Genomic DNA, 19,735 nt, shown 5'->3' on the forward strand with positions numbered 1-19,735 from the left:
GGTGGCTTCCCTGTGATACCGGCCTATGTCTGCCCAAGATGAACGGAGCATTCATGCTGAGTTAATGCGGGTTCCGCTAATCGTCGTTAGCTGATTTGGCCGGTGTGCCTTTTTTTGACCGCCTTTTGACGGCTTGGGTCTGCCCAAAAGGCGAAGAAAGAAGAAGGCCGGAACGTCCTACCGGTCGAAAACGACAAAACGGGACCTCTGAAGGAGGAATTAAATGACCATTCGATCCAAACTTTTCGCGACTGTCGCGTTTCCGATGCTGTCGATGTCGATCGCCATCCAGCCGGCGCTGGCCGATAGCCTGATGAAGCCGTTCGAAGTCGCGCAGGAAGACGGTGTCGTGGTGGAAGGCGGCGAGCAGGCGCCGGAAGAGCTGCTGCGCAAGAAGCGCAAGAAGCGGGCGGAGCAACAGCAGCAGGAACAGCCGGCTGAAGAAGAAGCCCAGCCGTCGCAGGAAGAGCAGCCGTCTCGCGCCGAACGCCGCAAGAAACGGCAGGAGGCCGAGCAGCAGCAGCAGGAAGAGGCCCAGCCCCCTGCCGACGACGAGGCGGCCCGCCAGGCGGCCGAAGAAAAGCAGCGCATTCGCGCCGAGCGCAAGAAGCGCCAGCAGGCTGAACAGCAGCAGCAGGAAGAGGCCCAGCCGTCGGCTGACGACGAAGCGGCCAAGGCCGCCGAAGAACGGGCAAAGATCCGCGCCGAGCGCAAGAAGCGCCAGCAGGCTGAACAGCAGCAGCAGGAAGAGGCTCAGCCGCCTGCCGACGACGAAGCAGCCAAGGCCGCCGAAGAACGGGCAAAGATCCGCGCCGAGCGCAAGAAGCGCCAGCAGGCGGAACAGCAGCAACAGCAGGAAGAGGCCCAGCCCTCTGCCGATGATGAAGCTGCCAAGGCTGCCGAAGAGCGTGCGAAGATCCGCGCCGAGCGCAAGAAGCGCCAGCAGGCGGAACAGCAGCAACAGCAGGAAGAGGCCCAGCCCTCAGCCGACGATGAAGCAGCCAAGGCTGCCGAGGAACGGGCAAAGATTCGCGCCGAGCGCAAGAAGCGCCAGCAGGCGGAACAGCAGCAACAGCAGGAAGAGGCTCAGCCGTCTGCCGATGATGAGGCTGCCAAGACCGCCGAGGAGCGCGCGAAGATCCGCGCTGAGCGCAAGAAGCGTCAGCAGGCCGAAGGGCAGCAGCAGGAAGAAGGCCAGCAGCCTGTAGCCGAGGACGAACAGCGCCCGGCGATTGATGGTGAGGGCGAAGCGACCGAAACCCGCCGCAAGCGGCGCGACCGTCGCCAGCCGATCCCGGAAATCGTCGATACGCGCAGCGAGGAAGAAAAGCAGGAGATCGCCCGCGATCCGGCTGCGACAGACGATACGGTCGTGCTGCCGGTGGATAAGGGCGCTGCCGTTCTCGACAGTGACAAGGAGGCCGACAATGCCGGCGACGAGGGTGTGCGCGAGAAGCGCCGCAAGCGTCGTGAACAGGCGCGTGCACAGGAAGAAAACGTCGAGGTTCCGAAGAGCGACGAGGAAGCCCAGTCGCGCCGCAGGGACCGCGCCCCGACCCGTGAGGAACTGGGGGCCAACATCAGAGAAGAAGGCCGCCGGATCGAGCGGGTGCCGGAATTCAACGTGAATGATCTGATCGAAGCCTTTACCGGCAGCGACAGCAGCCGCCCCCGGATCGATGAGACGCGCGACAATCGTGTCGTCCTCGATTTCGGCGACCAGATTATCGTGCGCGGTGACGATCGTCCGCGTCTGCGCCGCAATGCCCAGGAAACCTACTATGAAGAACTGTCGCGTGGTCGAACCCGCGAGATTATCGAGCGACCGAACGGGGTGCGCATCATAACGATCTACAATCGTTACGGTGACATCGTGCAGCGTTTGCGCATCGATCGGGACGGACGCGAATATCTGATGATCTATGCGCCGGAGGTCGATGAAGGCCCGCGTCCGCCGATTTACGATGTCGGTGAGGAGCTGCCGCCGATGCGCCTGCGCGTGCCGGTTCGCGACTACATCATCGATACGTCGAGTGAGCCGGACCGCGACTACTACGACTTCCTGTCCGAGCCGCCGGTGGAGCAGGTCGAGCGCGTCTATTCGATCGACGAGGTGAGGAACTCGGCCCGTATCCGCGACAAGGTGCGCCGTATCGACCTCGATACGATCACGTTTGCGACCGGCAGCGCCGAAGTGCCGATGTCGCAGGCCAAAACCCTGCGCAAGGTTGCCGACGCCATGCTGCAGGTGATCGAGAAGGATCCGGGCGAAACCTTCTTCATCGAAGGCCACACGGACGCGGTTGGCAGCGACGAATCGAACCTCGTTCTCTCCGACGAACGGGCCGAATCGGTCGCCTCGCTGCTGACGGAAGTCTACGCCATCCCGGCCGAAAACCTGGTCACCCAGGGCTATGGCGAGCGCTTTCTCAAGGTCCGCACGCTGGAAGCCGAGCAGGAGAACCGCCGCGTGACAATCCGTCGCGTGACGCCACTTGTCCGTCCGGTGGCCCAGAACTAGCCGACGCTCGGCATCGTCTGGCGATGCCTTCGCAAAACGACGGCCCGGTGCATCACGCGCCGGGCCGTTTTGCGTTCGCGTCAGCGTCGCGCGGCGGGGGATGTCGCCAAGCGACGTCCGGTGATCAGTCCGGCTCTCTGGAGAGCCCCGTGGTGGCTTCGATGAAATCGGCGATCGCCATCGTATCGTTAAGATCGAAGAGGTGCAGACCTTTATCCTCGACGGGATGATCCGCGGCGATCGCGACGATGTGCGGATCGGTCGGCGCCAGCGGTTCGCGGTTTTGCGCCTCCAGCCGCCGCGCCTCGATTTTCGGGATCGGTTCGCGCTTGTAGCCCTCGATCAGGACGAGATCGCACGGGGCGAGGCGGGCAAGGATTTCCGAAAAGCTTGGTTCCGGTGCGCCGCGCAGTTCGTGCATGATGGCATAACGGGTGCCGGAAACGATGGTCACCTCATGGGCGCCTGCCTCGCGATGGCGAAAGCTGTCGGCGCCCACCTTGTCGATGTCGAAATCATGATGGGCGTGCTTGACCGTCGAGACGCGGTAGCCGCGCCGCGTCAGTTCGGTGACCAGCCGGACGGCGAGGCCGGTCTTGCCGGAATTCTTCCAGCCGGCAATGCCGAAGATTTTTGGAGACGTCATCTTTCCATGTCCTCGATCAGCAGTAGCCAGCGTTCGGCCGTTTCCAGGTCTGCAGGCGTGTTGATATTGAAGAAGGGGTCGATCGGGCCGGTGGCGGTTTCGAGCATCGGAAAATCGACCTCTGCCATCGCATGGCTTTCGATGAAGCTGCGCACCCGGCGCTTCTCGTCCGTCAGCAACCAGCGTTCGAGCTCGCCGGCGAGATCAACCGGCCAGAGGGCGAAGACCGGGTGCATGACCCCGGCCGAGCAAGCGACGGCGATCTGCGCGGGCAGGGTGATCGCGCCTTGAAGGCGGGCGACAAGATCATGCGGGAAGAACGGCGTGTCGGTCGGAACGGTGGCGACGTGGCTTGCGGCCGGAAAGTGCTTGGCCGCATGGCGCATGGCAGACAGCACGCCTGCCATCGGCCCGGCATAACCGGGCACGGTATCGGCAAAAAGGCTGATGCCGGGAGCGAAGTCCAATCCGGTGGCGGCGTTGCTGTTGACACCGAGACCGGCCGTCTGAGGCGTGAGGCGCTCGATGACGTGGAGAAGAAGCGGCATGCCGCCTAACGTAACGGCAGCTTTGTCACTGCCCATGCGCGAAGACCTGCCGCCGGCCAGGATGACGGCGGGCGGGCGATCTGCATTTGGCATCGCCGATGCGCTCATCGAATGTCTCCGCCGCTGCATCCGGTCATTTTGGCGACCCGGGTTCCGATTGCTGTGCCACGGCCGCTGCCCGGCGCTTGTTTTCGCGGGCAAAGGCGTAGAGGCCGGATGTCATGATAATCGCAACGCCGGTGACCATCCAGAGGTCCGGTTCTTCGGAAAAGAACAGGATGCCGATGCCGATCGACCAGATCAGGCTGGTATAGCGGAAGGGGGCGACGATGGCGATTTCGCCGTTGCGCATGGCAAGCACGATGCATTGGTAGCCGACGAGGAGCAGCAGGCTTGCGGCGCCAAGATGGCTGATGGATACCAGCGACATCGGTTGCCAGCCACCAAGCGGCACAACAAGGGCTGCGCCAACCAGCGTAATGACGATCGCGGTGATGACGGAGATGAACAGTGAAGGCACCGCAGGATCGATCCGGCGGGTGCACAGGTCGCGGATCGCCGCGCAGACGACTGATGCGATCACGCTGAGCGCCGCGCCGGTAAACCCCTCGGGGCCGGGCCGGAGCACGATCAGCACCCCGATGAAGCCCGCAAGGATGGCGAGCCAGCGCCGCCAGCCGACCGGCTCCGACAGGAACAGCGCCGCACCGAGGGTGACGGCAAGCGGTAAGGCCTGCAGAATGGCCGAGGCGTTGGCAAGCGGGATCTGGCCGAGCGCCAAAATATAGGTGATGGATGCGAAGACTTCGGCGACGATGCGCAGCGCGATGACGGGGTTTAGAACCAGGCGGAACGAACGCAGCGCGCCGAAGTGGCGGGCAATCATCAGGACGAGGAGCGACGTGAAGAAGCCGCGCACCAGCATGATCTGGCCGGCATTCATGACGCCGGTGACGGATTTCACCAATGCGTCGTTGCAGGTGAAGCCTGCCATGGCGAGGCACATGAAGATGGCGCCGCGAAAATTGGCGTTGGATTGCATTATTTTTATTGGCCTATTCTCGTCGCAGCCCGGCCTTTCGGCCATGGAATGCATCAGCTTCGGAAGCACATGGGATTGGTCTTGCCTATCTCTAAAGCATCGGCATGCCTTTTATGCAACTTCTATCGGCCGGCTGTCTTATTTCAGGGCAGATTTGAAAGAATAACTGTTTCTATCAATATTTTAGAATGTTCAAACAAGGTCTCCGGCGTTTTCCTGCCAACCGCGTAAACCACCGGATTCTTGGCGAAATATTAAGTTTCACTGCCTATCGTGCCGATATTCCGCTGCCCTTCGCATGATGCGATTATGGTTGACGTAACGGGCAAGTATTGCCGTTCAGGTCAACCGGATGACGTTCCGGACAGGCGCCATAGTCGCGCGTCGGTATGTCCGTTTCTCCACCAAGGAGAGCAGTCCGGCGGGAATGTCCGATTTGCTCAACATCTGGAGTTCGGAATGTCCCTGATCGATCGTTCGCTGCAGCGTCTTCGCATTGTCACCAAGGTTCTCTTGTTCGTCGTGCCGCTGGTGGTCCTCATCGCCGGCATCGGCCTTGTCGGCTATTTCACCGCAAGCACGCTCAACGGACACATGACCGTGACGCGCGAAACGATCAACAACCTCTCCGATTTCCAGGCCTTGCGCAGCGGGCTGCAGAGCTTCGTCGATAACCCGACGGAAGAAGCGCGCGCAACGCTGATTGGCCGGATCGATGAGCAGGAAGCGGGCATCCGCACGCTGGACGACCTGCTGACGGCCGAGGACGACAAGGCGGAGATCAGCTCGGTCGTGGCGCTTGGCGCGGCGATGCGCGGGCAAGCGGACAAGCTCTGGGCGATCAAGACGGAGCGTGACAGCGTCACCGCATCGCTCGATGCGGCGCTGGCCGACATGACGGCGCAGGGTAATGCCGCCTTCAAGCAGATCGACATTCTGCGTAAGGAATCCGGCGAAAAGGAAGCCTTCGCCAAGGCGCTGCTTTTCGATGCCGCCGCCTATCAGGGTCTTGCCGAGCGTATCAAGAAATTCCGCCTGCCGGTCACCATGGCAATCGCGCCGGACGCGAAGGTCCAGCAGGCCACCAACCTCCTGCCGCATCTCCTGAAGCAGATTGCCGAAGCCGAGAAGATCGCTTCCGAAAAGGTGCAGAAGAAGATCGCCGAGGTGAAGGGTGATACGCAGAAAATCCAGGACATTCTGAAGAGCACGGATACCAACGAAATCAAGAAGGGCCTGCTCAGCACGGCGCTGATCAAATTCTCCAAATACGAAGCCGATTTCGCCAAGGAGGCGGTGACCAATTCGGATACGGCTGCCAAGCGTTTTGTTAGCATGGACGCCGAGATTTCACTGCTGAAGACCCTGATTGCGCTGATGAACGAGACCTTCAAGGGGCTCGACGCGACGCGCCTGCACATCAGCGAACTGCATCGCAAGCTGGATACGGCGAGCCGCGACAACGTTATCGCCGATATCGACGCCGTGCGCGAAAGCGTGACGAAACTCTCGGAAATGGGCGGCAAGAACGCTGCCCTGCGCGATCTCGCCGGCAAGCTGACGCCGTCGCTACAGGATATCGACACCGGCACCGCGCAGTTGATCGACGTCGGTGCCCGTTGGCAGGCTGCCAAGGCCGAGGCTTCGACATTGGTGGCTGATGCGAGCCAGACATTGGAAAGCTTCGTCAGCAGCGCCCAGGAAGCCGGCAAGCAGGACAGCCAGCGCTCCGCCGATGTCTCGATCGTCGCCATGGTCGCCGGCACGCTGCTTGCCATCATCGGCGGCCTGATGCTGATCGAAACCCTGCGCGGACCGCTGAAGCGGGTGACCGAGACGATGACGCGGCTCGCGCAAGGTGACCTCGAGGTTGCGATCGAAGGCCGCAACCGTGGCGATGAGATCGGCGACATGGTGCGCTCGGTTGCCGTGTTCCGCGACAATGCGGTGGAGAATGTCCGGCTCGGACAGGAAGCCGAAGCGGCCCGCACCCTGTCGGCCGAAGAGGAAGCCCGCCGCCGCAAGGAGCGCGCCCGCATCGAGGCCGAGCAGATGGAGGCGCTCAACGCTCTCTCCGACGTGCTGGCCAAGCTTGCGGACGGCAATCTGGAGGAGGGCATGGCGGAAAACCTCTCCGAGGACTACATCGTCATGGCCCGGACCTACAACAATGCGGTCGAGGCGCTGCGTGCGACGCTGATCGACGTGCGCACGGTCACCGACGAAATCACCGGCGGTACCGGCAATCTGGCCTCGTCGGCCGATGACCTGGCCCGCCGCACGGAACAGCAGGCGGCGGCACTGGAGCAAAGCTCGCGCGCCCTGCGTCAGCTCACCGAAATCGTTCGTACGACCGCCGAGAGCGCCCGCAAGACGACGGTCTCGGTCGATGAGACTCACAGCTATGCGAAGCATTCCGGCGAAGTCGTCGGCAAGGCGATCGACGCGATGGCGGCGATCAACCGCTCATCCGACAAGATCAGCACGATCATCGGCGTCATCGACGAGATCGCCTTCCAGACCAACCTTTTGGCGCTCAACGCCGGCGTCGAGGCGGCCCGTGCGGGCGATGCCGGTCGTGGCTTCGCCGTTGTTGCCCAGGAAGTGCGCGAGCTTGCCCAGCGCTGCGCCGGTGCTGCCCGCGAGATCAAGGGGCTGATTTCCGAGAGCTCCGCGCAGGTCCGCGGCGGTGTCGAGCTGGTGCAGGAAACCGGCAATGCGCTGACCGTCATCAACGACCACATCTCGACGATCCATCAGCTGGTCAGCAACATCGAAGCGGCCGCCGCCGACCAGTATCGCGGCCTGAACGAAGTCAACCAGGCCGTCCACGAGGTCGAACTGCTGACCCAGCAGAACGCGGCGATGGTCGAGGAGAACACCGCCGAAATCCACGGCCTGCGCCATCAGGTGGATACGTTGAACGAGAAGATCGAGCGTTTCAAGACGGGTACGAACCGCTCGGCGCAGGGTTACGGCGGCGCGATGCAGTATCGGCGCAACTACGCCGCCTGAGCCGTCGCACGTAAGAATACAAAGGCCGCCCGGCGAAAAGTCTGGCGGCCTTTTTCGTGGCTGCGGTTTTCGGTTGGTTCAGTCATCGGGGTCGGCCAGAGCCTCCCGTATTGCGCGACGCGATATCGAGACGAGGACGGGGTTTGTGTGCAGGTAGTAGGGAAGTGCGACGATTGCCACGGACAGTGCCCAAGCGCGTCCCCGTGCCCAAGTTGCTGCATCCGCGGCAAGCGCTGAACGAAACGTGCTGCGGGCCTCAGACGACAACAGTGTCCAGCCAACCATCAGATCGCATGCAGGATCGCCAACGCCCAGTCCGCCGAAATCGATGACGGCGGCGAGGCGCCCGCTTTCGACAAGCAGGTTGCCCGCGTGAAGATCGCCATGAATCCAGACGGGCGGCTTGCCCCATGGGTCGATGCGCAGGGCTGCGTCCCAGGCGCGTGTCAACGCATCCGTGTCGACGATGCCATGCAGGCTTTCGATTGCGCTGCGCGTTTGCGCGTCCCGGCTGGCCAGCGCTGCGCCGCGGCAAAAATTATGTGGTCCCGGCGGCGGCCCACCTGACGGGTCTATGTCCCGCAGGGCACCCACGAACTGAGCAAGGGCGACGGCCGCGTTTTGCAAGTCGGCGATAACGGCGATGACCGCGTTTTCTCCGGCCAACCAGCGGCACACGGACCAATGGAAAGGGTAATCCGGAACAGGGAGGCCAAGCGCCAGCGGTACAGGGACGGCGAGCGGAAGATGCGGTGCGAGGCGCGGCAGCCACAGGCTTTCCTTTTCCACCTGCTCGGCTGCATCGGCCCGGCGCGGAAGCCGCACGGCCAATCCATGTCCCAATCGGTAGATGGCATTATCGGTTCCGGCGGAAAGGACGGGTTCTAGGGGAAGGTCTGCCCATTGAGGAAATTGCTCTGCCACCAGCCGGCTTGCGAGCGCCTTGTCGATATCAAGCTCGTCGCGATGCATTCTGCTGATGGACATCGATAATCCGGGCTGGGGTCCGAGTATGCGGATCGATCAGCCGCCCGTGACGCTCATGTGGCGGGCGACGGCGGGCTTGTTGCGGGTGCGGTCGATGATGAAGTCGTGGCCCTTGGGCTTGCGGGTGATCGCCTCGTCGATGACCGTCGAAAGATAGGCGTCGTCGTCGGAGGCGCGCAGCGGCGTGCGCAGGTCGGCGGCGTCGTTCTGGCCGAGGCACATGTAGAGCGTGCCGGTGCAGGTGAGGCGGACGCGGTTGCAGCTCTCACAGAAATTATGGGTCATCGGCGTGATCAGGCCGAGCCGGCCGCCGGTTTCAGCAACGCTCAGATAGCGCGCCGGGCCGCCGGTCTTGTAGGCGATGTCCGAAAGGGTGAACTCGCCGGCGAGACGATCGCGCATCTCGGAGAGCGGCATGTAGTGGTCGGTGCGGTCCTCGTCGATCTCGCCCATCGGCATGGTCTCGATCAGCGTCAGGTCCATGCCGCGTCCGTGCGCCCAGCGCAGCATGCCGGGGATTTCGGCGTCGTTGAAGCCCTTCAGCGCAACGGCGTTGATCTTGACACGGATGCCGGCCGCTTGCGCCGCGTCGATGCCTTCCATGACCTTCGACAGTTCGCCCCAGCGGGTGATCTGTTTGAATTTGTCAGCGTCGAGCGTGTCGAGCGACACGTTGATGCGCCGGACGCCGCAATCGGCGAGTTCGGCGGCGAAGCGCGAGAGCTGCGAGCCGTTGGTGGTCAGGGTCAATTCGTCGAGGGTGCCGGAATGGACGTGTTTGCCGAGCTCGCGCACCAGGAACATGACGTTCTTGCGCACCAGCGGCTCGCCACCGGTCAGCCGCAGCTTACGCACGCCCTTGGCGATGAAGGCGGAACAGAGCCGGTTGAGTTCCTCCAGCGTCAGCAGGTCCTTTTTCGGCAGGAAGGTCATGTTTTCCGCCATGCAATAGGTACAGCGGAAGTCGCAACGGTCCGTCACCGAAACCCGAAGATAGGTAACGGCACGCCCGAACGGGTCGATCATCGGCGTTTTGGCGTCGATGAGCTTCTGAGCGTCGGCCTGGTCGATGGTGACGGTGTTCAACGAAATTCTCCTGTCGCATCAATGTCGTGAGCAAAACAGGCGGCGTCAAGGCGAAAGCATGCAAAACCATCAGAAAACCGGCGAAACACTTTCTTCGAAGCGAGGGAAGCGGAGGTGTAGAATTCCCACCAGCGGGAATCTGCGCTAGTGCTCGGGTGAAGCAAGGAGACTGACATCATGAGCGATATCTGGCCGACCGAATTGCGCGTCTCGAAGGATCGCCACCGGCTGACGGTGACCTTCAACGATGGCAACTCCTTCGATCTTTCGGCGGAGATGCTGCGGGTGCTGTCGCCTTCGGCCGAGGTTCAGGGCCATGGGCCGGGGCAGGGGCTGACGGTGCCCGGCAAACGCAATGTCGCGATCATCTCGATGACCCCGACCGGCAATTATGCGGTGCGGATCGGCTTTGACGATTTCCATGATACCGGGATTTTCACCTGGAATTATCTGCGCGAACTCGGGGAAAACGGCGAAACGCTGTTTGCCGCCTATGAACGCAATCTGGCCGAAAAAGGCATGAGCCGGGACAAGGCGGAAAAGCCGCGCTAACGGCTCGCGCGTCAGGCGAGGTCGCTTTCGTGCTTCAGCAGAACCGCGATCAGCCGCTCCATGGACTGGGCGACGATCATGCAGTCCTCGATCGGCGCGCCTTCCATCGATTTGTCGATCAGCACGGTCTGGATCTCCATCGCCTGCTCGGTGAGTTCCCGGCCGTTCGGCGTGAGCGACAGCCGCAGGACGCGCTTGTCCTTTTCATCGCCACGCCGCTCGATAAGACCGCGTTTTTCGAGCTGGGGCAGAAGCATGCTCATGTTCGAGCGCCCGACCAGAAGTTTTCGCGCGAGTTCCTGCTGCGAGATGCCCTCGAAGCGATAGAGGTTGATCAGGATGTCGAGGTGGGGCGGCTTGATGTCGAGATCGGCGAGCGCGCGCGTCAGCGTCTGCTGCATCAGCTGGCAGGCGCGGGCAACCGCGATCCAGCTGCGGAAACGCGGATGGTCCCAGGGAAAATGATGGTGTTCGATCGTCGCCTGCTTTTTGTTCATCGTTGTACTATAATGTTCATCATTGAACATTTAAAGGGAATCCCACTATGGCATCCTTTGCGATCGAGGTCACCCGTCTCGCACTCAAATGCGTGTCGGCGTTTTCTCCAGAGACAGCGGGACGGCTGGCGTTTCGGCTGTTCAGTGTGACACCCGCTCCCGTCGAGGTGAGGGCCCAATAGCTGGGCCGGCGGACGTGCCCTCGCGGGTTCCGCCTGCGTAACCTAAGCCCCCGCCGCACACCACGGCTGCGGTCATTCCGGCAGTCCCGCCATGCGGTAGCCCTCGATAAAATGCTGACGCAGGTCTTCGTCGCGGAAAGGTTGCGACGCGGACCAATGCTGGATTGAGAAACGCGGATTGCTCATCATGAACATCTGAGCCTCCCGGCGCGCCTCCTCCAGGCGCCCGAGTTGCGCCAGGCTCGCCGCGAGAAAGCGGCGGGATGCGTTGCGATAGGTTTCGGGCCTGCGCAACGTCTGGACCGCGGACTCGTAGTCGCGAAGCGCATATTGGGCCTGCCCCAGCAACCAGTAATACCAGCCGGGAGGATGCGGGTTGAGTCTCAGCGCCTTGTGCACGTATTCGACGGCATCGGCCGGTTGGCCCTTCAGCGTGACCAGATCGGAGCGCATCGCCCAGGCGTCGGCGTAGTTCGGGTCCAGTTTGATGGTGGCATCAAACTCTGCGTCCGATTCCACCCAGCGGCGTTCATGCCCCAGGATGATGCCCAATACCCAGCGGTTCCCGGCGTCGTTGGGGTCGAGCGCCACGGCTCGTTGGGCCTCCGCCAGAGCCTTTGTCCGATTGGGGTCAATCGGCGCGTCGAAGAATTCCCATCCCAGCCAAAGGTTCAACGCCAGCCAGCGATGCGCCTCGGCATAGCCCGGATCGAGCGCGAGCGCCCGTTCCAGCAGGAAAATCGCTTCTCTCGCGGTGATTGCCGTTTGAAAGCTCAGCGCCCGCGCCCGGACACAGAGCTCATAGGCCTCCAGGTTCGCGGGCCTGTTGCGGGGCGGGTGGGTCGTCAAACGACCGACAAGGGCCTCGACGATCTTGCCCGTCACCTCGTCCTGCACGGCGAAGATATCCTCCAGGCTGCGGTCGAACCGTTCGGCCCACAGGTGGTCCCCTTCGATCGCATCGATCAATTGGGCGTTGATGCGAACCCGTCCCGCAGCCCGCCGGGCGCTGCCCTCCAGGAGATGGCGCACACCCAGTTCGCGCGCGATGCGGCGCACGTCCATGTGCCGGCCCTTGTACGCAAAGACCGAGTTGCTGGCGATGACGAACAGCCCGCTGCTCCGCGACAGGTCCGTGATCAGGTCTTCGGTCAGGCCATCGACGAATTCCTCCTGCATCGGGTCGTTGCTCATGTTTGTGAACGGCAGCACGGCGATGGAGGGCTTGGCGGGCAGCGGCAACGGCGCCCGCTCCGCTGGCCCGTGAAACGCCCATCCAGCCAGCGTTTCGATGCGGTAGACGACTACAGGCTCGGCGACGTTCTTGATCGCTTGCAGGCCGAGGTCGTCGAATCGGACATCGAGCTTGCGCTTGACCTGGTCATAGACGCTGCCTGAGACGCAGATATCTCCTGGCCCGGCCATAGCCTGAAGCCGGACGGCGACAATGACGCCATCCCCGAAGAGGTCGCCATCTTCGACAACGACATCCCCCAGATTGACGCCGATGTGCAGGACAATCCGGCGATCGTCGGCGCGGTCCTCGTTGGCCGCCGCCATGCGCTTCTGGAGTTCGACGGCGCATGCCACCGCGTTCACCGCGCTGGCGAACTCCACCAGAACGCCGTCACCCATCATCTTGACGATACGACCGTGATGCTGGCGGACGAGCGGCACCAGGATTTCCTTGCGCCGCTCCTTCAGCGCCGCCAGCGTGCCCTGCTCGTCGAGATCGACAAGCCGACTGTAGCCGACCACATCGGCAGCCATTATTGCTGCGAGACGGCGTTGGGCGTGCTCTTCGGCCATGTCGCATTCGCTTTCACAGAATGCAGGACATTGCATTGTATTGGCGCCCCTTGCAAAAGTCTATCTGGCTGGAAATCTGCCAGGTGCCATATCAGCATGGAGTTATACGACGACGCCCTTGAGAATTTCGAAGCGCATGGCACCGCACTCTCCATCCGGAAGCGTGGCGGAAAGGATCGGGTGCTGCACGTCGATCGCCTGGTTCGAATGGGTGGCGAGCCGCATCAGCTTTGGTGATGTTCGATCGTCGCTTGCTTTTTGTTCATCGTTGTACAATGATGTTCATCGTTGAACATTTAAAGGAATCCAACTATGGCATCCGTTGCGATCGAGGTCACCCGTCTCGCCCTGAAATGCGTCTCGGCTGTTTCTCCCGAGACAGCCGGTCGGCTGGCGTTTCGGCTGTTCAGCGTAACACCAGGCCGTAAGCCGTCGAACGGCAAGGAAAAGGCGTTGCTGGCGGCGGCAGCGCCAGTGATGGCCACGGCCCGACCTGTCACCCTGTCCTTTGCCGGCGGCTGGGTCATGGCAAGGCATTTCGAAGGACGGGCTGACCGCGGCGCGGCGAAACGCGTGCTCCTGGTTCATGGCTGGGGATCGCGTAGCGATTATCTGGCAACGATGATCGAGGGCCTTCTGGCCGGCGGCGCCGAAGTGGTCGCGCTCGACTGGCCGGGACACGGTGCCTCACCGGGGCGAACGCTGACGATGCCAGCCGCCGTGCGGGCGATCGACGCCGCCTGGCGGCATTTCGGCGGGTTTGACGTTTCGGTCGGCCACTCCTTTGGTGGCGCGAGCCTCGCCTGCGCTGCGGGCGGTCTGGTTTGCGACGTCCCGTCCCATATTGCCAAAAGTATGGTGCTGATCGGCGCGCCGAGCGAGATGACTTGGTTATTCAAAGGGTTCGGGAAACTTCTTCGCCTTTCCCGGAAAGCCCAGTTGGCGCTCGAAGGCATGGTCGTGCAGCTATCCGGGCGGCGGATCGAGGAATTCGATGCAGCCCGTATTCTCGGCGTGCTCACCGTGCCGGCTCTGGTCATCCACGCCGAGGACGACAAGGAGGTTTCTGCCGATCATGCGCGCCGCTATGCGGCTGCGGGTCCGAATATCGAACTCCACTGGGCCAACGGCTTCGGTCATCGCCGCATCGTCTCCGCAGCACCTGTGATCGAGAAGATCAATGCCTTCATTCATGCGGAGGATCGAAGGGCTGCTGCCTGAGCGATTTTCGCGGATGCTGTCATGAAAACGTTGTGCTATCGGTCGAAAGATCGCTCGGACTTCTGGGAGAACAGCATGACGATCATTCGCTCGGTCGAGGAACTGAACGCGCTTTACGACGGCACTAGCGAGGCGTCGCTGGTCAAGGTGACAACCAGACTGACGCCGGATTATGCCCGGATGATCGAGGCTTCCCCTTTTGCAGCGCTCGCCACCGTTGGTCCAGAGGGGCTCGACTGCTCGCCGCGCGGCGACGATGTCTCCGTCATCCGGATCGCCGATGAGAAGACCGTGCTGATGCCGGACTGGCGCGGCAACAACCGGGTCGATTCGCTTGCCAATATCGTGCGCGATCCGCGCGTGGCATTGATGTTCCTTGTTCCCGGCTTAAACACGACCATGCGGATCAACGGCACGGCCGCCGTCAGCGTCGATCCGGACCTGACCGGTTCCTTCGAGGTCGATGGCAAACATCCGCGCAGCGTCATCGTCGTCACCATCGGCGAGGTCTATTTCCAATGCGCCCGCGCGTTGATCCGCTCGCAGCTCTGGAACCCCGAGCGTTTCGCCGACCCGCAGTCCCTGCCGACGCCGGGAACGCTGTTGAAGGCGGCGAAGGCCGACTTCGATCGGGAAACCTACGATCGCGAATGGCCGGAGCGTGCCGCAAAGACGATGTGGTAGGTGTACCGATATCCGAATAAAATACCCGTGCTAAGCGTCCTTTCAGGGACGGGAGCACTGTGCTCCGATGGAGGGCCGGCCGTTGGTGCCGCGGATTGGGGAATACATGAAAAACAGAAGCGTTTTCCTGCTTTTGACTGTGGTGGCCGTCGGCCTTTCCACAGCTGCGGCGAAGGCCGATGGGCTCATCGAGGAATACAATGCCTATATCGGCGAGGAAGACCTTTACAATTCCTACGGCGAGCGGCTTTCCGAGCCGTGGCAGATCATCCGGCAGGACCGGGCGAACTATCATCGTTTCGGCACATCCCAGCCGGGTGACGAAGGCGACGGCTTCTTTGCCTCCGCCAAGAACCGCGAAAAGGCTGAGCGCATGATCGAATACGGCACCATCGAAACGCGCGCCGCGCGGGCGCTGGTACGCGGTAACGTGCTGATCAACGTGCAGATTTTTCGCGGGGCCGACGGCGACTACATCAATGTCACCGTCGATTGACCGGGCATCACTTGTTTTCGCGTTGCTGCTGCTTGTGGCTTTCCCGGCTCAAGCGGACGAACTCAGTCTCGCACGAAAAATAAAGCTGGTGATCGAGGCTTATCCGGAAACCCTTCTCAAGAGCGAAGGCGGATCAATCCTCTTTCGCGACGGCGGACAGGCTTTGCCGATCGATGATGGCAAGGCAAAGGACCATGCCCAAAAGCTGGCGGCGGGCGATATCGAGGACAGCCTGTCGCAGATCTATCCGCCGGGACCCTGCGAAACCCGGCCGGAGGTCAATTTCGATCCGGGCCGCATTCGCAGCGACGCCCTGATGAAGCGTCTTTACGGCAGTTCGGCGCGCGAGGTGGAAGCGTCCCTGGTGGAGGTTGAGTGGTTCGGCAGGAAACTGCTCGTGACGAAAAGGCAGCGCGTGGCGCGGGCGCTCGAGAAAGTTCGTGACGAGCTGAAAACAATGCCTGACCTCAAGGTATTTCTCACACCGTCTGCCGGCACCTTCAACTGGCGCAAGGTCGCCGGCGCCCCGAACCTGTCCGTGCACAGTTTTGGCGCGGCGATCGATCTCAATACCCGCTATGCCGACTACTGGATCTGGGCGGGCGGCAAGCCGGGCAGGGTGCCGCCGTACAGCAACAAATATCCGATGAAGATCGTCGATACTTTCGAGCGGCATGGCTTTATCTGGGGCGGGCGCTGGTATCACTACGATACGATGCACTTCGAATATCGGCCCGAACTTATCGCCATCGCCGAAGCGGCAGGCGTTTCGGCCTGCCGCTGAGAGGGTCCGCTGTAAAATCAGGTCAGTCGCGGACGACGACCTTTGTGCCGATCGCTACGTTGGCATAGAGGTGCTCGACATCCTCGTTTGCCATGCGGATGCAGCCTGACGACATCGCCTTGCCGATCGAGGACGGCTGGTTGGTGCCGTGGATGCGGTAGATGGTCGAGCCGAGATACATGGCACGTGCACCGAGCGGGTTTTCGATGCCACCTTTCATGGTGACGGGCAGGATGTGGCCCTTCCTGGCTTCGCGGACACGCATCTCTTCCGGCGGGTTCCAGGTCGGCCACTCGGCCTTGCGGCTCACCGCATTGGTGCCGGTCCAGATGAAACCTTCGCGGCCGACGCTGACGCCGTATTGCATGGCGATGCCGTTGCCGAGCACGTGGTAGAGGCGTCGGTCGGAATTGTCGACGATGACGGTGCCCGGGGCGACATTCTCGTTGAAGGCGACCAGTTCGCGCTGGATCGGCGACTGGTTGATGTTCTTCTTCGCGGTCTTCGTCTTTGCCGGCTTGCCCTCCGACAGGACCTGCAGCCAGCCAGTCTTGACGGTTGAGGACTGGAGCGAGGCGACTTCGAAGGATTGGTTCTGGCTGGCTGCCTGTGCGGCGGGGGCAAGAAGGGCGGTTGCGATCAGGGCTGCGATGATGGTCTTCATGTCCGTATCTCCCGGTTTGTGCGGGAGATTTTTCCGGTTCCTTCCGGTTCGCTCCCTTGTATGGAGCCTTTCTAGGCAATCACCGGGCGAGCGGCTGTTTCCTGGGGAACGCAAAAAGCGGCAAAAGGCGCCGCTTGGGCGCCTTCGGTCAAGACATATCGTTCTTTGCTATTTGCGATAGATGAGCCAGCTCTTGCCGGTGTCCTTCTTCATGCCTTCCTCAAACAGCATGGATCTGTTTCGGCCGGCATTCTTGGCGCAATAGAGCGCGATATCGGCCTTGTTGTAGAGGTCGGTCGGGTCGTCGGCCTGCGTTGCCTGGCAGACACCGACGGAGAGCGTGATCGGGCCGTAGTTGACGCCGGTCTTGGAATTCTTGAAGGGTGTCGTTGAGAGCGCGGTGCGGATGCGCTCGGCCACCTGAAGGCTCTCCTCGAGCGTACTGTCGCTGAGGATGATGGCGAATTCCTCGCCGCCGGTGCGCGCAACAAAGGCGTCGCGGCGCAGATTGGCACGGATGACCGTACCGACGGTCGCCAGGATCTTGTCGCCTACCGGATGGCCGTAGCTGTCGTTGATCTTCTTGAAATGATCGATATCGGCGACAAGGAGGCCGGTATGGGCGCGACGCTGCTCGGAATTGTAGATGGCCGCGAGCTTCTCGTCGAAGGCCCGGCGGTTGGCGAGGCGCGTCAGCGAATCGGTATTGGCGATGCGCTTGTACTCATCGAGCTCCTGCCGGATGACCTCCATCTCGAAGGACTTCAGCGAGACGTTTTCGACACGTTCCTTGCCCTGGTTCATCGTATCCGCAGTCGCTTCAGTCAGGATGCTGACCGCGTGTCGCAGGATTTCGACGCTGGCGCTGCTCTTGGATGTGATGTTCTGATAGGTTTCGTCGAGCAGCCGGTTGTAGTTCTCAAGTGCCGACTGCTCTTCCTTCAGAAGCTGGAGAAGGTCGCCGAGCTCGCTTGCCAGATGGGTATGTGCCCGGTCGATGCCGGCCGCGTGGTGCACATGGGCAAAGTAGCGTGCGCCGATCTCGTCCAGTTCTTCCTGGGTTGCGCGGCTGCCGAGCGCTGCCAGTTCCTTGGTCAGCTTCGGGTTGGAGCCGATATAGGCTTCATAATAAAGCTCATAGTTTCGCGGCAGGGGCGCAATCCCCATGATCCGCATCGCATAGGTCACCTGCGCTGCGATATCCGGTATCTGCACCTTGCTCAAACCCGCCTGCATCGCGGACTCCCTGTCCAATTGTCTCCACCGGCAAGTTTTAGGGATAAAAGATTTTGGAAGGCTTAACGTTTTGCGAAATCGATCGGTAAGATTGAACGTAATTCGATGGCTGCCGGGCTAAAAGCAATCAGGCAGCGATGTCTCGCTGCCTGACGGGATTGTCTGAATTGTTTCGGTGACACCTCAGGAAGGGCTGATCATGGTTTCCGGGCGGACTATGGCGTCGAATTCGGCGTCGGTGACATAGCCGCCGCCGACGGCTTCCTCGCGCAGCGTCGTGCCGTTCTTGTGGGCCGTCTTGGCGATCTTGGCAGCATTGTCGTAGCCGATCTTCGGGGCAAGGGCGGTGACCAGCATCAGCGAGCGGTCGAGTGCCGCCTTGATGTTGTCCTCGCGGGCCTCGATGCCGGTGATGCAATTGTCGGTGAAGGAGACGGCGGCGTCCGCGAGCAACTGCACGGATTGCAGGAAATTGTAGGCCATCAGCGGATTATAGACGTTAAGCTCGAAATGGCCCTGGCTGCCGGCAAAGGTCAGCGCCGCATTGTTGCCGAACACCTGAACGCAGACCTGCGTCAGCGCCTCGCACTGGGTCGGGTTGACCTTGCCCGGCATGATCGAGGAACCGGGCTCGTTTTCCGGCAGCGACAATTCACCGAGGCCGGAGCGGGGGCCGGAGCCGAGGAAGCGGATGTCGTTGGCGATCTTGAACAATGCGGCTGCGGCGGCGTTGATCGCGCCATGGCTGAAGACCATCGAATCGTGAGCCGCCAGCGCCTCGAACTTGTTGGGGGCGGTCACGAAGGCGATGCCGGTAATCTCCGCGATTTCGGCGGCGACCTTTTCGGCAAAACCGATCGGGGCGTTGAGGCCCGTCCCGACGGCGGTGCCGCCCTGCGCCAGTTCGCAAAGGCCGGGCAGGGTCATTTCAATCCGCTTGATCGAGGAGGCGACCTGCGCCGCATAGCCGGAAAATTCCTGGCCGAGCGTCAGCGGCGTGGCGTCCTGCGTGTGCGTGCGGCCGATCTTGATGATGTGGTCGAAGGCCTTCACCTTGGCTTCGAGAGCCGCGTGCAGGTGCTTCAGGGCCGGCAGCAAGTCGTGGACGACACGCTCGGCGCAGGCGATGTGCATGGCCGTCGGATAGGTGTCGTTCGACGACTGGCTCATGTTGACGTGGTCGTTCGGATGCACCGGCTTCTTCGAGCCCATGACGCCGCCGAGCATTTCGATCGCGCGGTTGGAGATCACTTCATTGGCGTTCATGTTCGACTGCGTGCCGGAACCGGTCTGCCAGACGACGAGCGGGAAGTGGTCGTTGAGCTTGCCGTCGATGACCTCCTGGGCAGCGTCGATGATCGCCTTGGCGACGGTCGGGTCGAGGCCCTGCAGTTCCATGTTGGCGCGGGCGGCGGCCTGCTTGACGATGCCGAGCGCGCGGACGATTGCGAGCGGCTGCTTCTCCCAGCCGATCTTGAAATTGCCGAGGGAGCGTTGCGCCTGAGCGCCCCAGTAGCGGTCGCTCGCGACCTCGATCGGGCCGAACGTATCTGTTTCCGTGCGCGTTGATGTCATCGTAATCCCTGCTTTCGTCATGCGGTATCAAGACCGAAGGTGGATATGGCCGCCGCATCGCGGCGGTCTGAAGCTATGATGCGGTTCTCTCTGGCCCAGGTGCCCGGTGCTTGTAAAGAGGTTGCGAGGGGCTGCGCCATGCTACAATCGTTTAAAATACGGGTGCTTCATCAAGCCTTCCGTTTCAATT

The 19,735-nt window shown here is 61.9% G+C and carries 18 protein-coding genes; 7 read left to right on the forward strand and 11 right to left on the reverse strand.

All coding sequences use genetic code 11. The annotated features are described in order from the left end of the window. Nucleotides 1–223 precede the first annotated feature (223 nt). On the forward strand, nucleotides 224–2,521 hold the full coding sequence (locus tag ACSQ3F_RS15725) for an OmpA family protein (protein ID WP_436101079.1): 2,298 nt from the start codon (nucleotides 224–226) through the stop codon (nucleotides 2,519–2,521). 124 nt (nucleotides 2,522–2,645) lie between these two features. On the opposite strand, the gene mobB is transcribed toward ACSQ3F_RS15725, so the two are convergent. The 3 genes from mobB to ACSQ3F_RS15740 are packed head-to-tail and all read right to left on the reverse strand — an operon-like array spanning nucleotide 2,646 to nucleotide 4,757. Then, nucleotides 2,646–3,167 (reverse strand): molybdopterin-guanine dinucleotide biosynthesis protein B, encoded by a 522-nt coding sequence (mobB, locus tag ACSQ3F_RS15730; protein WP_436101080.1) that lies wholly within the window; start codon nucleotides 3,165–3,167, stop codon nucleotides 2,646–2,648. Next, nucleotides 3,164–3,823, reverse strand: a complete 660-nt coding sequence (gene mobA / locus ACSQ3F_RS15735; protein ID WP_436101081.1) for a molybdenum cofactor guanylyltransferase MobA — start codon at nucleotides 3,821–3,823, stop codon at nucleotides 3,164–3,166. The genes mobB and mobA overlap by 4 nt, the downstream gene beginning before the upstream one ends. A 25-nt stretch (nucleotides 3,824–3,848) precedes the next feature. Continuing rightward, nucleotides 3,849–4,757: a DMT family transporter gene (locus ACSQ3F_RS15740; RefSeq protein ID WP_436101082.1), complete on the reverse strand. Its 909-nt coding sequence runs from the start codon at nucleotides 4,755–4,757 to the stop codon at nucleotides 3,849–3,851. 459 nt (nucleotides 4,758–5,216) lie between these two features. On the opposite strand from ACSQ3F_RS15740, the gene ACSQ3F_RS15745 reads away from it, so the two are divergent. Continuing rightward, complete coding sequence (locus ACSQ3F_RS15745; RefSeq protein ID WP_436101083.1) at nucleotides 5,217–7,772, forward strand: methyl-accepting chemotaxis protein; 2,556 nt, start codon at nucleotides 5,217–5,219, stop codon at nucleotides 7,770–7,772. A 78-nt stretch (nucleotides 7,773–7,850) separates the two neighbouring features. On the opposite strand, the gene ACSQ3F_RS15750 is transcribed toward ACSQ3F_RS15745, so the two are convergent. Continuing rightward, on the reverse strand, nucleotides 7,851–8,759 hold the full coding sequence (locus tag ACSQ3F_RS15750; protein ID WP_436101084.1) for an aminoglycoside phosphotransferase family protein: 909 nt from the start codon (nucleotides 8,757–8,759) through the stop codon (nucleotides 7,851–7,853). A 36-nt stretch (nucleotides 8,760–8,795) separates the two neighbouring features. Next, nucleotides 8,796–9,845 (reverse strand): GTP 3',8-cyclase MoaA, encoded by a 1,050-nt coding sequence (gene moaA, locus ACSQ3F_RS15755; RefSeq protein ID WP_436101085.1) that lies wholly within the window; start codon nucleotides 9,843–9,845, stop codon nucleotides 8,796–8,798. Nucleotides 9,846–10,022: 177 nt separating this feature from the next. Between moaA and ACSQ3F_RS15760 the strand changes: the two genes are divergently transcribed. Continuing rightward, nucleotides 10,023–10,397 (forward strand): gamma-butyrobetaine hydroxylase-like domain-containing protein, encoded by a 375-nt coding sequence (locus tag ACSQ3F_RS15760; RefSeq protein WP_436101086.1) that lies wholly within the window; start codon nucleotides 10,023–10,025, stop codon nucleotides 10,395–10,397. An 11-nt stretch (nucleotides 10,398–10,408) separates the two neighbouring features. On the opposite strand, the gene ACSQ3F_RS15765 is transcribed toward ACSQ3F_RS15760, so the two are convergent. From ACSQ3F_RS15765 to ACSQ3F_RS15775, 3 genes are all read right to left on the reverse strand, one after another. Then, the gene (locus ACSQ3F_RS15765) at nucleotides 10,409–10,894 is read right to left on the reverse strand and encodes a MarR family winged helix-turn-helix transcriptional regulator (protein WP_436102165.1); all 486 of its coding nucleotides are present in this window, start codon (nucleotides 10,892–10,894) and stop codon (nucleotides 10,409–10,411) included. 254 nt (nucleotides 10,895–11,148) lie between these two features. Then, on the reverse strand, nucleotides 11,149–12,885 hold the full coding sequence (locus tag ACSQ3F_RS15770; protein WP_436101087.1) for an adenylate/guanylate cyclase domain-containing protein: 1,737 nt from the start codon (nucleotides 12,883–12,885) through the stop codon (nucleotides 11,149–11,151). 102 nt (nucleotides 12,886–12,987) lie between these two features. Beyond that, nucleotides 12,988–13,161 carry a hypothetical protein gene (locus ACSQ3F_RS15775; protein WP_436101088.1) on the reverse strand — a complete coding sequence of 58 codons (174 nt, stop codon included), beginning with the start codon at nucleotides 13,159–13,161 and terminating at the stop codon, nucleotides 12,988–12,990. A 36-nt stretch (nucleotides 13,162–13,197) separates the two neighbouring features. On the opposite strand from ACSQ3F_RS15775, the gene ACSQ3F_RS15780 reads away from it, so the two are divergent. The 4 genes from ACSQ3F_RS15780 (at nucleotide 13,198) to ACSQ3F_RS15795 (ending at nucleotide 16,070) form a co-directional block, all read left to right on the forward strand. Next, a complete protein-coding gene (locus ACSQ3F_RS15780) occupies nucleotides 13,198–14,106 on the forward strand; it encodes an alpha/beta fold hydrolase (RefSeq protein ID WP_436101089.1) in 909 nt (302 codons plus the stop codon). Between the two features lie 75 nt (nucleotides 14,107–14,181). Continuing rightward, a complete protein-coding gene (locus tag ACSQ3F_RS15785) occupies nucleotides 14,182–14,790 on the forward strand; it encodes a pyridoxamine 5'-phosphate oxidase family protein (protein ID WP_436101090.1) in 609 nt (202 codons plus the stop codon). A 106-nt stretch (nucleotides 14,791–14,896) separates the two neighbouring features. Continuing rightward, on the forward strand, nucleotides 14,897–15,286 hold the full coding sequence (locus tag ACSQ3F_RS15790) for a hypothetical protein (protein ID WP_436101091.1): 390 nt from the start codon (nucleotides 14,897–14,899) through the stop codon (nucleotides 15,284–15,286). After that, nucleotides 15,270–16,070 carry a M15 family metallopeptidase gene (locus tag ACSQ3F_RS15795; RefSeq protein ID WP_436101092.1) on the forward strand — a complete coding sequence of 267 codons (801 nt, stop codon included), beginning with the start codon at nucleotides 15,270–15,272 and terminating at the stop codon, nucleotides 16,068–16,070. The genes ACSQ3F_RS15790 and ACSQ3F_RS15795 overlap by 17 nt, the downstream gene beginning before the upstream one ends. A gap of 22 nt (nucleotides 16,071–16,092) precedes the next feature. Here ACSQ3F_RS15795 and ACSQ3F_RS15800 read toward each other — a convergent pair whose 3' ends face one another. From ACSQ3F_RS15800 to fumC, 3 genes are all read right to left on the reverse strand, one after another. Then, nucleotides 16,093–16,734, reverse strand: coding sequence for a L,D-transpeptidase (locus ACSQ3F_RS15800; RefSeq protein WP_436101093.1), 642 nt, complete (start codon nucleotides 16,732–16,734; stop codon nucleotides 16,093–16,095). 168 nt (nucleotides 16,735–16,902) lie between these two features. Continuing rightward, nucleotides 16,903–17,970, reverse strand: coding sequence for a GGDEF domain-containing protein (locus tag ACSQ3F_RS15805; protein ID WP_436101094.1), 1,068 nt, complete (start codon nucleotides 17,968–17,970; stop codon nucleotides 16,903–16,905). Nucleotides 17,971–18,153: 183 nt separating this feature from the next. Beyond that, the gene (gene fumC / locus ACSQ3F_RS15810) at nucleotides 18,154–19,566 is read right to left on the reverse strand and encodes a class II fumarate hydratase (protein WP_436101095.1); all 1,413 of its coding nucleotides are present in this window, start codon (nucleotides 19,564–19,566) and stop codon (nucleotides 18,154–18,156) included. Nucleotides 19,567–19,735: the final 169 nt, after the last annotated feature.

Origin of the sequence: Pararhizobium sp. LjRoot238 (assembly GCF_964252955.1) — a bacterium.
Lineage (GTDB): Bacteria > Pseudomonadota > Alphaproteobacteria > Rhizobiales > Rhizobiaceae > Pararhizobium.

Coding starts and splice junctions, on each gene's coding strand:
- ACSQ3F_RS15745 (WP_436101083.1), top strand. CDS start 5,217: ATGTCCCTGATCGATCGTTCGCTGCAGCGTCTTCGCATTGTCACCAAG.
- ACSQ3F_RS15790 (WP_436101091.1), top strand. CDS start 14,897: ATGAAAAACAGAAGCGTTTTCCTGCTTTTGACTGTGGTGGCCGTCGGC.
- mobA (WP_436101081.1), bottom strand. CDS start 3,823: ATGAGCGCATCGGCGATGCCAAATGCAGATCGCCCGCCCGCCGTCATC.
- ACSQ3F_RS15800 (WP_436101093.1), bottom strand. CDS start 16,734: ATGAAGACCATCATCGCAGCCCTGATCGCAACCGCCCTTCTTGCCCCC.
- ACSQ3F_RS15785 (WP_436101090.1), top strand. CDS start 14,182: ATGACGATCATTCGCTCGGTCGAGGAACTGAACGCGCTTTACGACGGC.
- ACSQ3F_RS15765 (WP_436102165.1), bottom strand. CDS start 10,894: ATGAACAAAAAGCAGGCGACGATCGAACACCATCATTTTCCCTGGGAC.
- ACSQ3F_RS15770 (WP_436101087.1), bottom strand. CDS start 12,885: ATGGCCGAAGAGCACGCCCAACGCCGTCTCGCAGCAATAATGGCTGCC.
- ACSQ3F_RS15780 (WP_436101089.1), top strand. CDS start 13,198: ATGGCATCCGTTGCGATCGAGGTCACCCGTCTCGCCCTGAAATGCGTC.
- mobB (WP_436101080.1), bottom strand. CDS start 3,167: ATGACGTCTCCAAAAATCTTCGGCATTGCCGGCTGGAAGAATTCCGGC.
- ACSQ3F_RS15750 (WP_436101084.1), bottom strand. CDS start 8,759: ATGTCCATCAGCAGAATGCATCGCGACGAGCTTGATATCGACAAGGCG.
- fumC (WP_436101095.1), bottom strand. CDS start 19,566: ATGACGAAAGCAGGGATTACGATGACATCAACGCGCACGGAAACAGAT.
- ACSQ3F_RS15760 (WP_436101086.1), top strand. CDS start 10,023: ATGAGCGATATCTGGCCGACCGAATTGCGCGTCTCGAAGGATCGCCAC.
- ACSQ3F_RS15805 (WP_436101094.1), bottom strand. CDS start 17,970: ATGCAGGCGGGTTTGAGCAAGGTGCAGATACCGGATATCGCAGCGCAG.
- ACSQ3F_RS15725 (WP_436101079.1), top strand. CDS start 224: ATGACCATTCGATCCAAACTTTTCGCGACTGTCGCGTTTCCGATGCTG.
- ACSQ3F_RS15740 (WP_436101082.1), bottom strand. CDS start 4,757: ATGCAATCCAACGCCAATTTTCGCGGCGCCATCTTCATGTGCCTCGCC.
- ACSQ3F_RS15795 (WP_436101092.1), top strand. CDS start 15,270: ATGTCACCGTCGATTGACCGGGCATCACTTGTTTTCGCGTTGCTGCTG.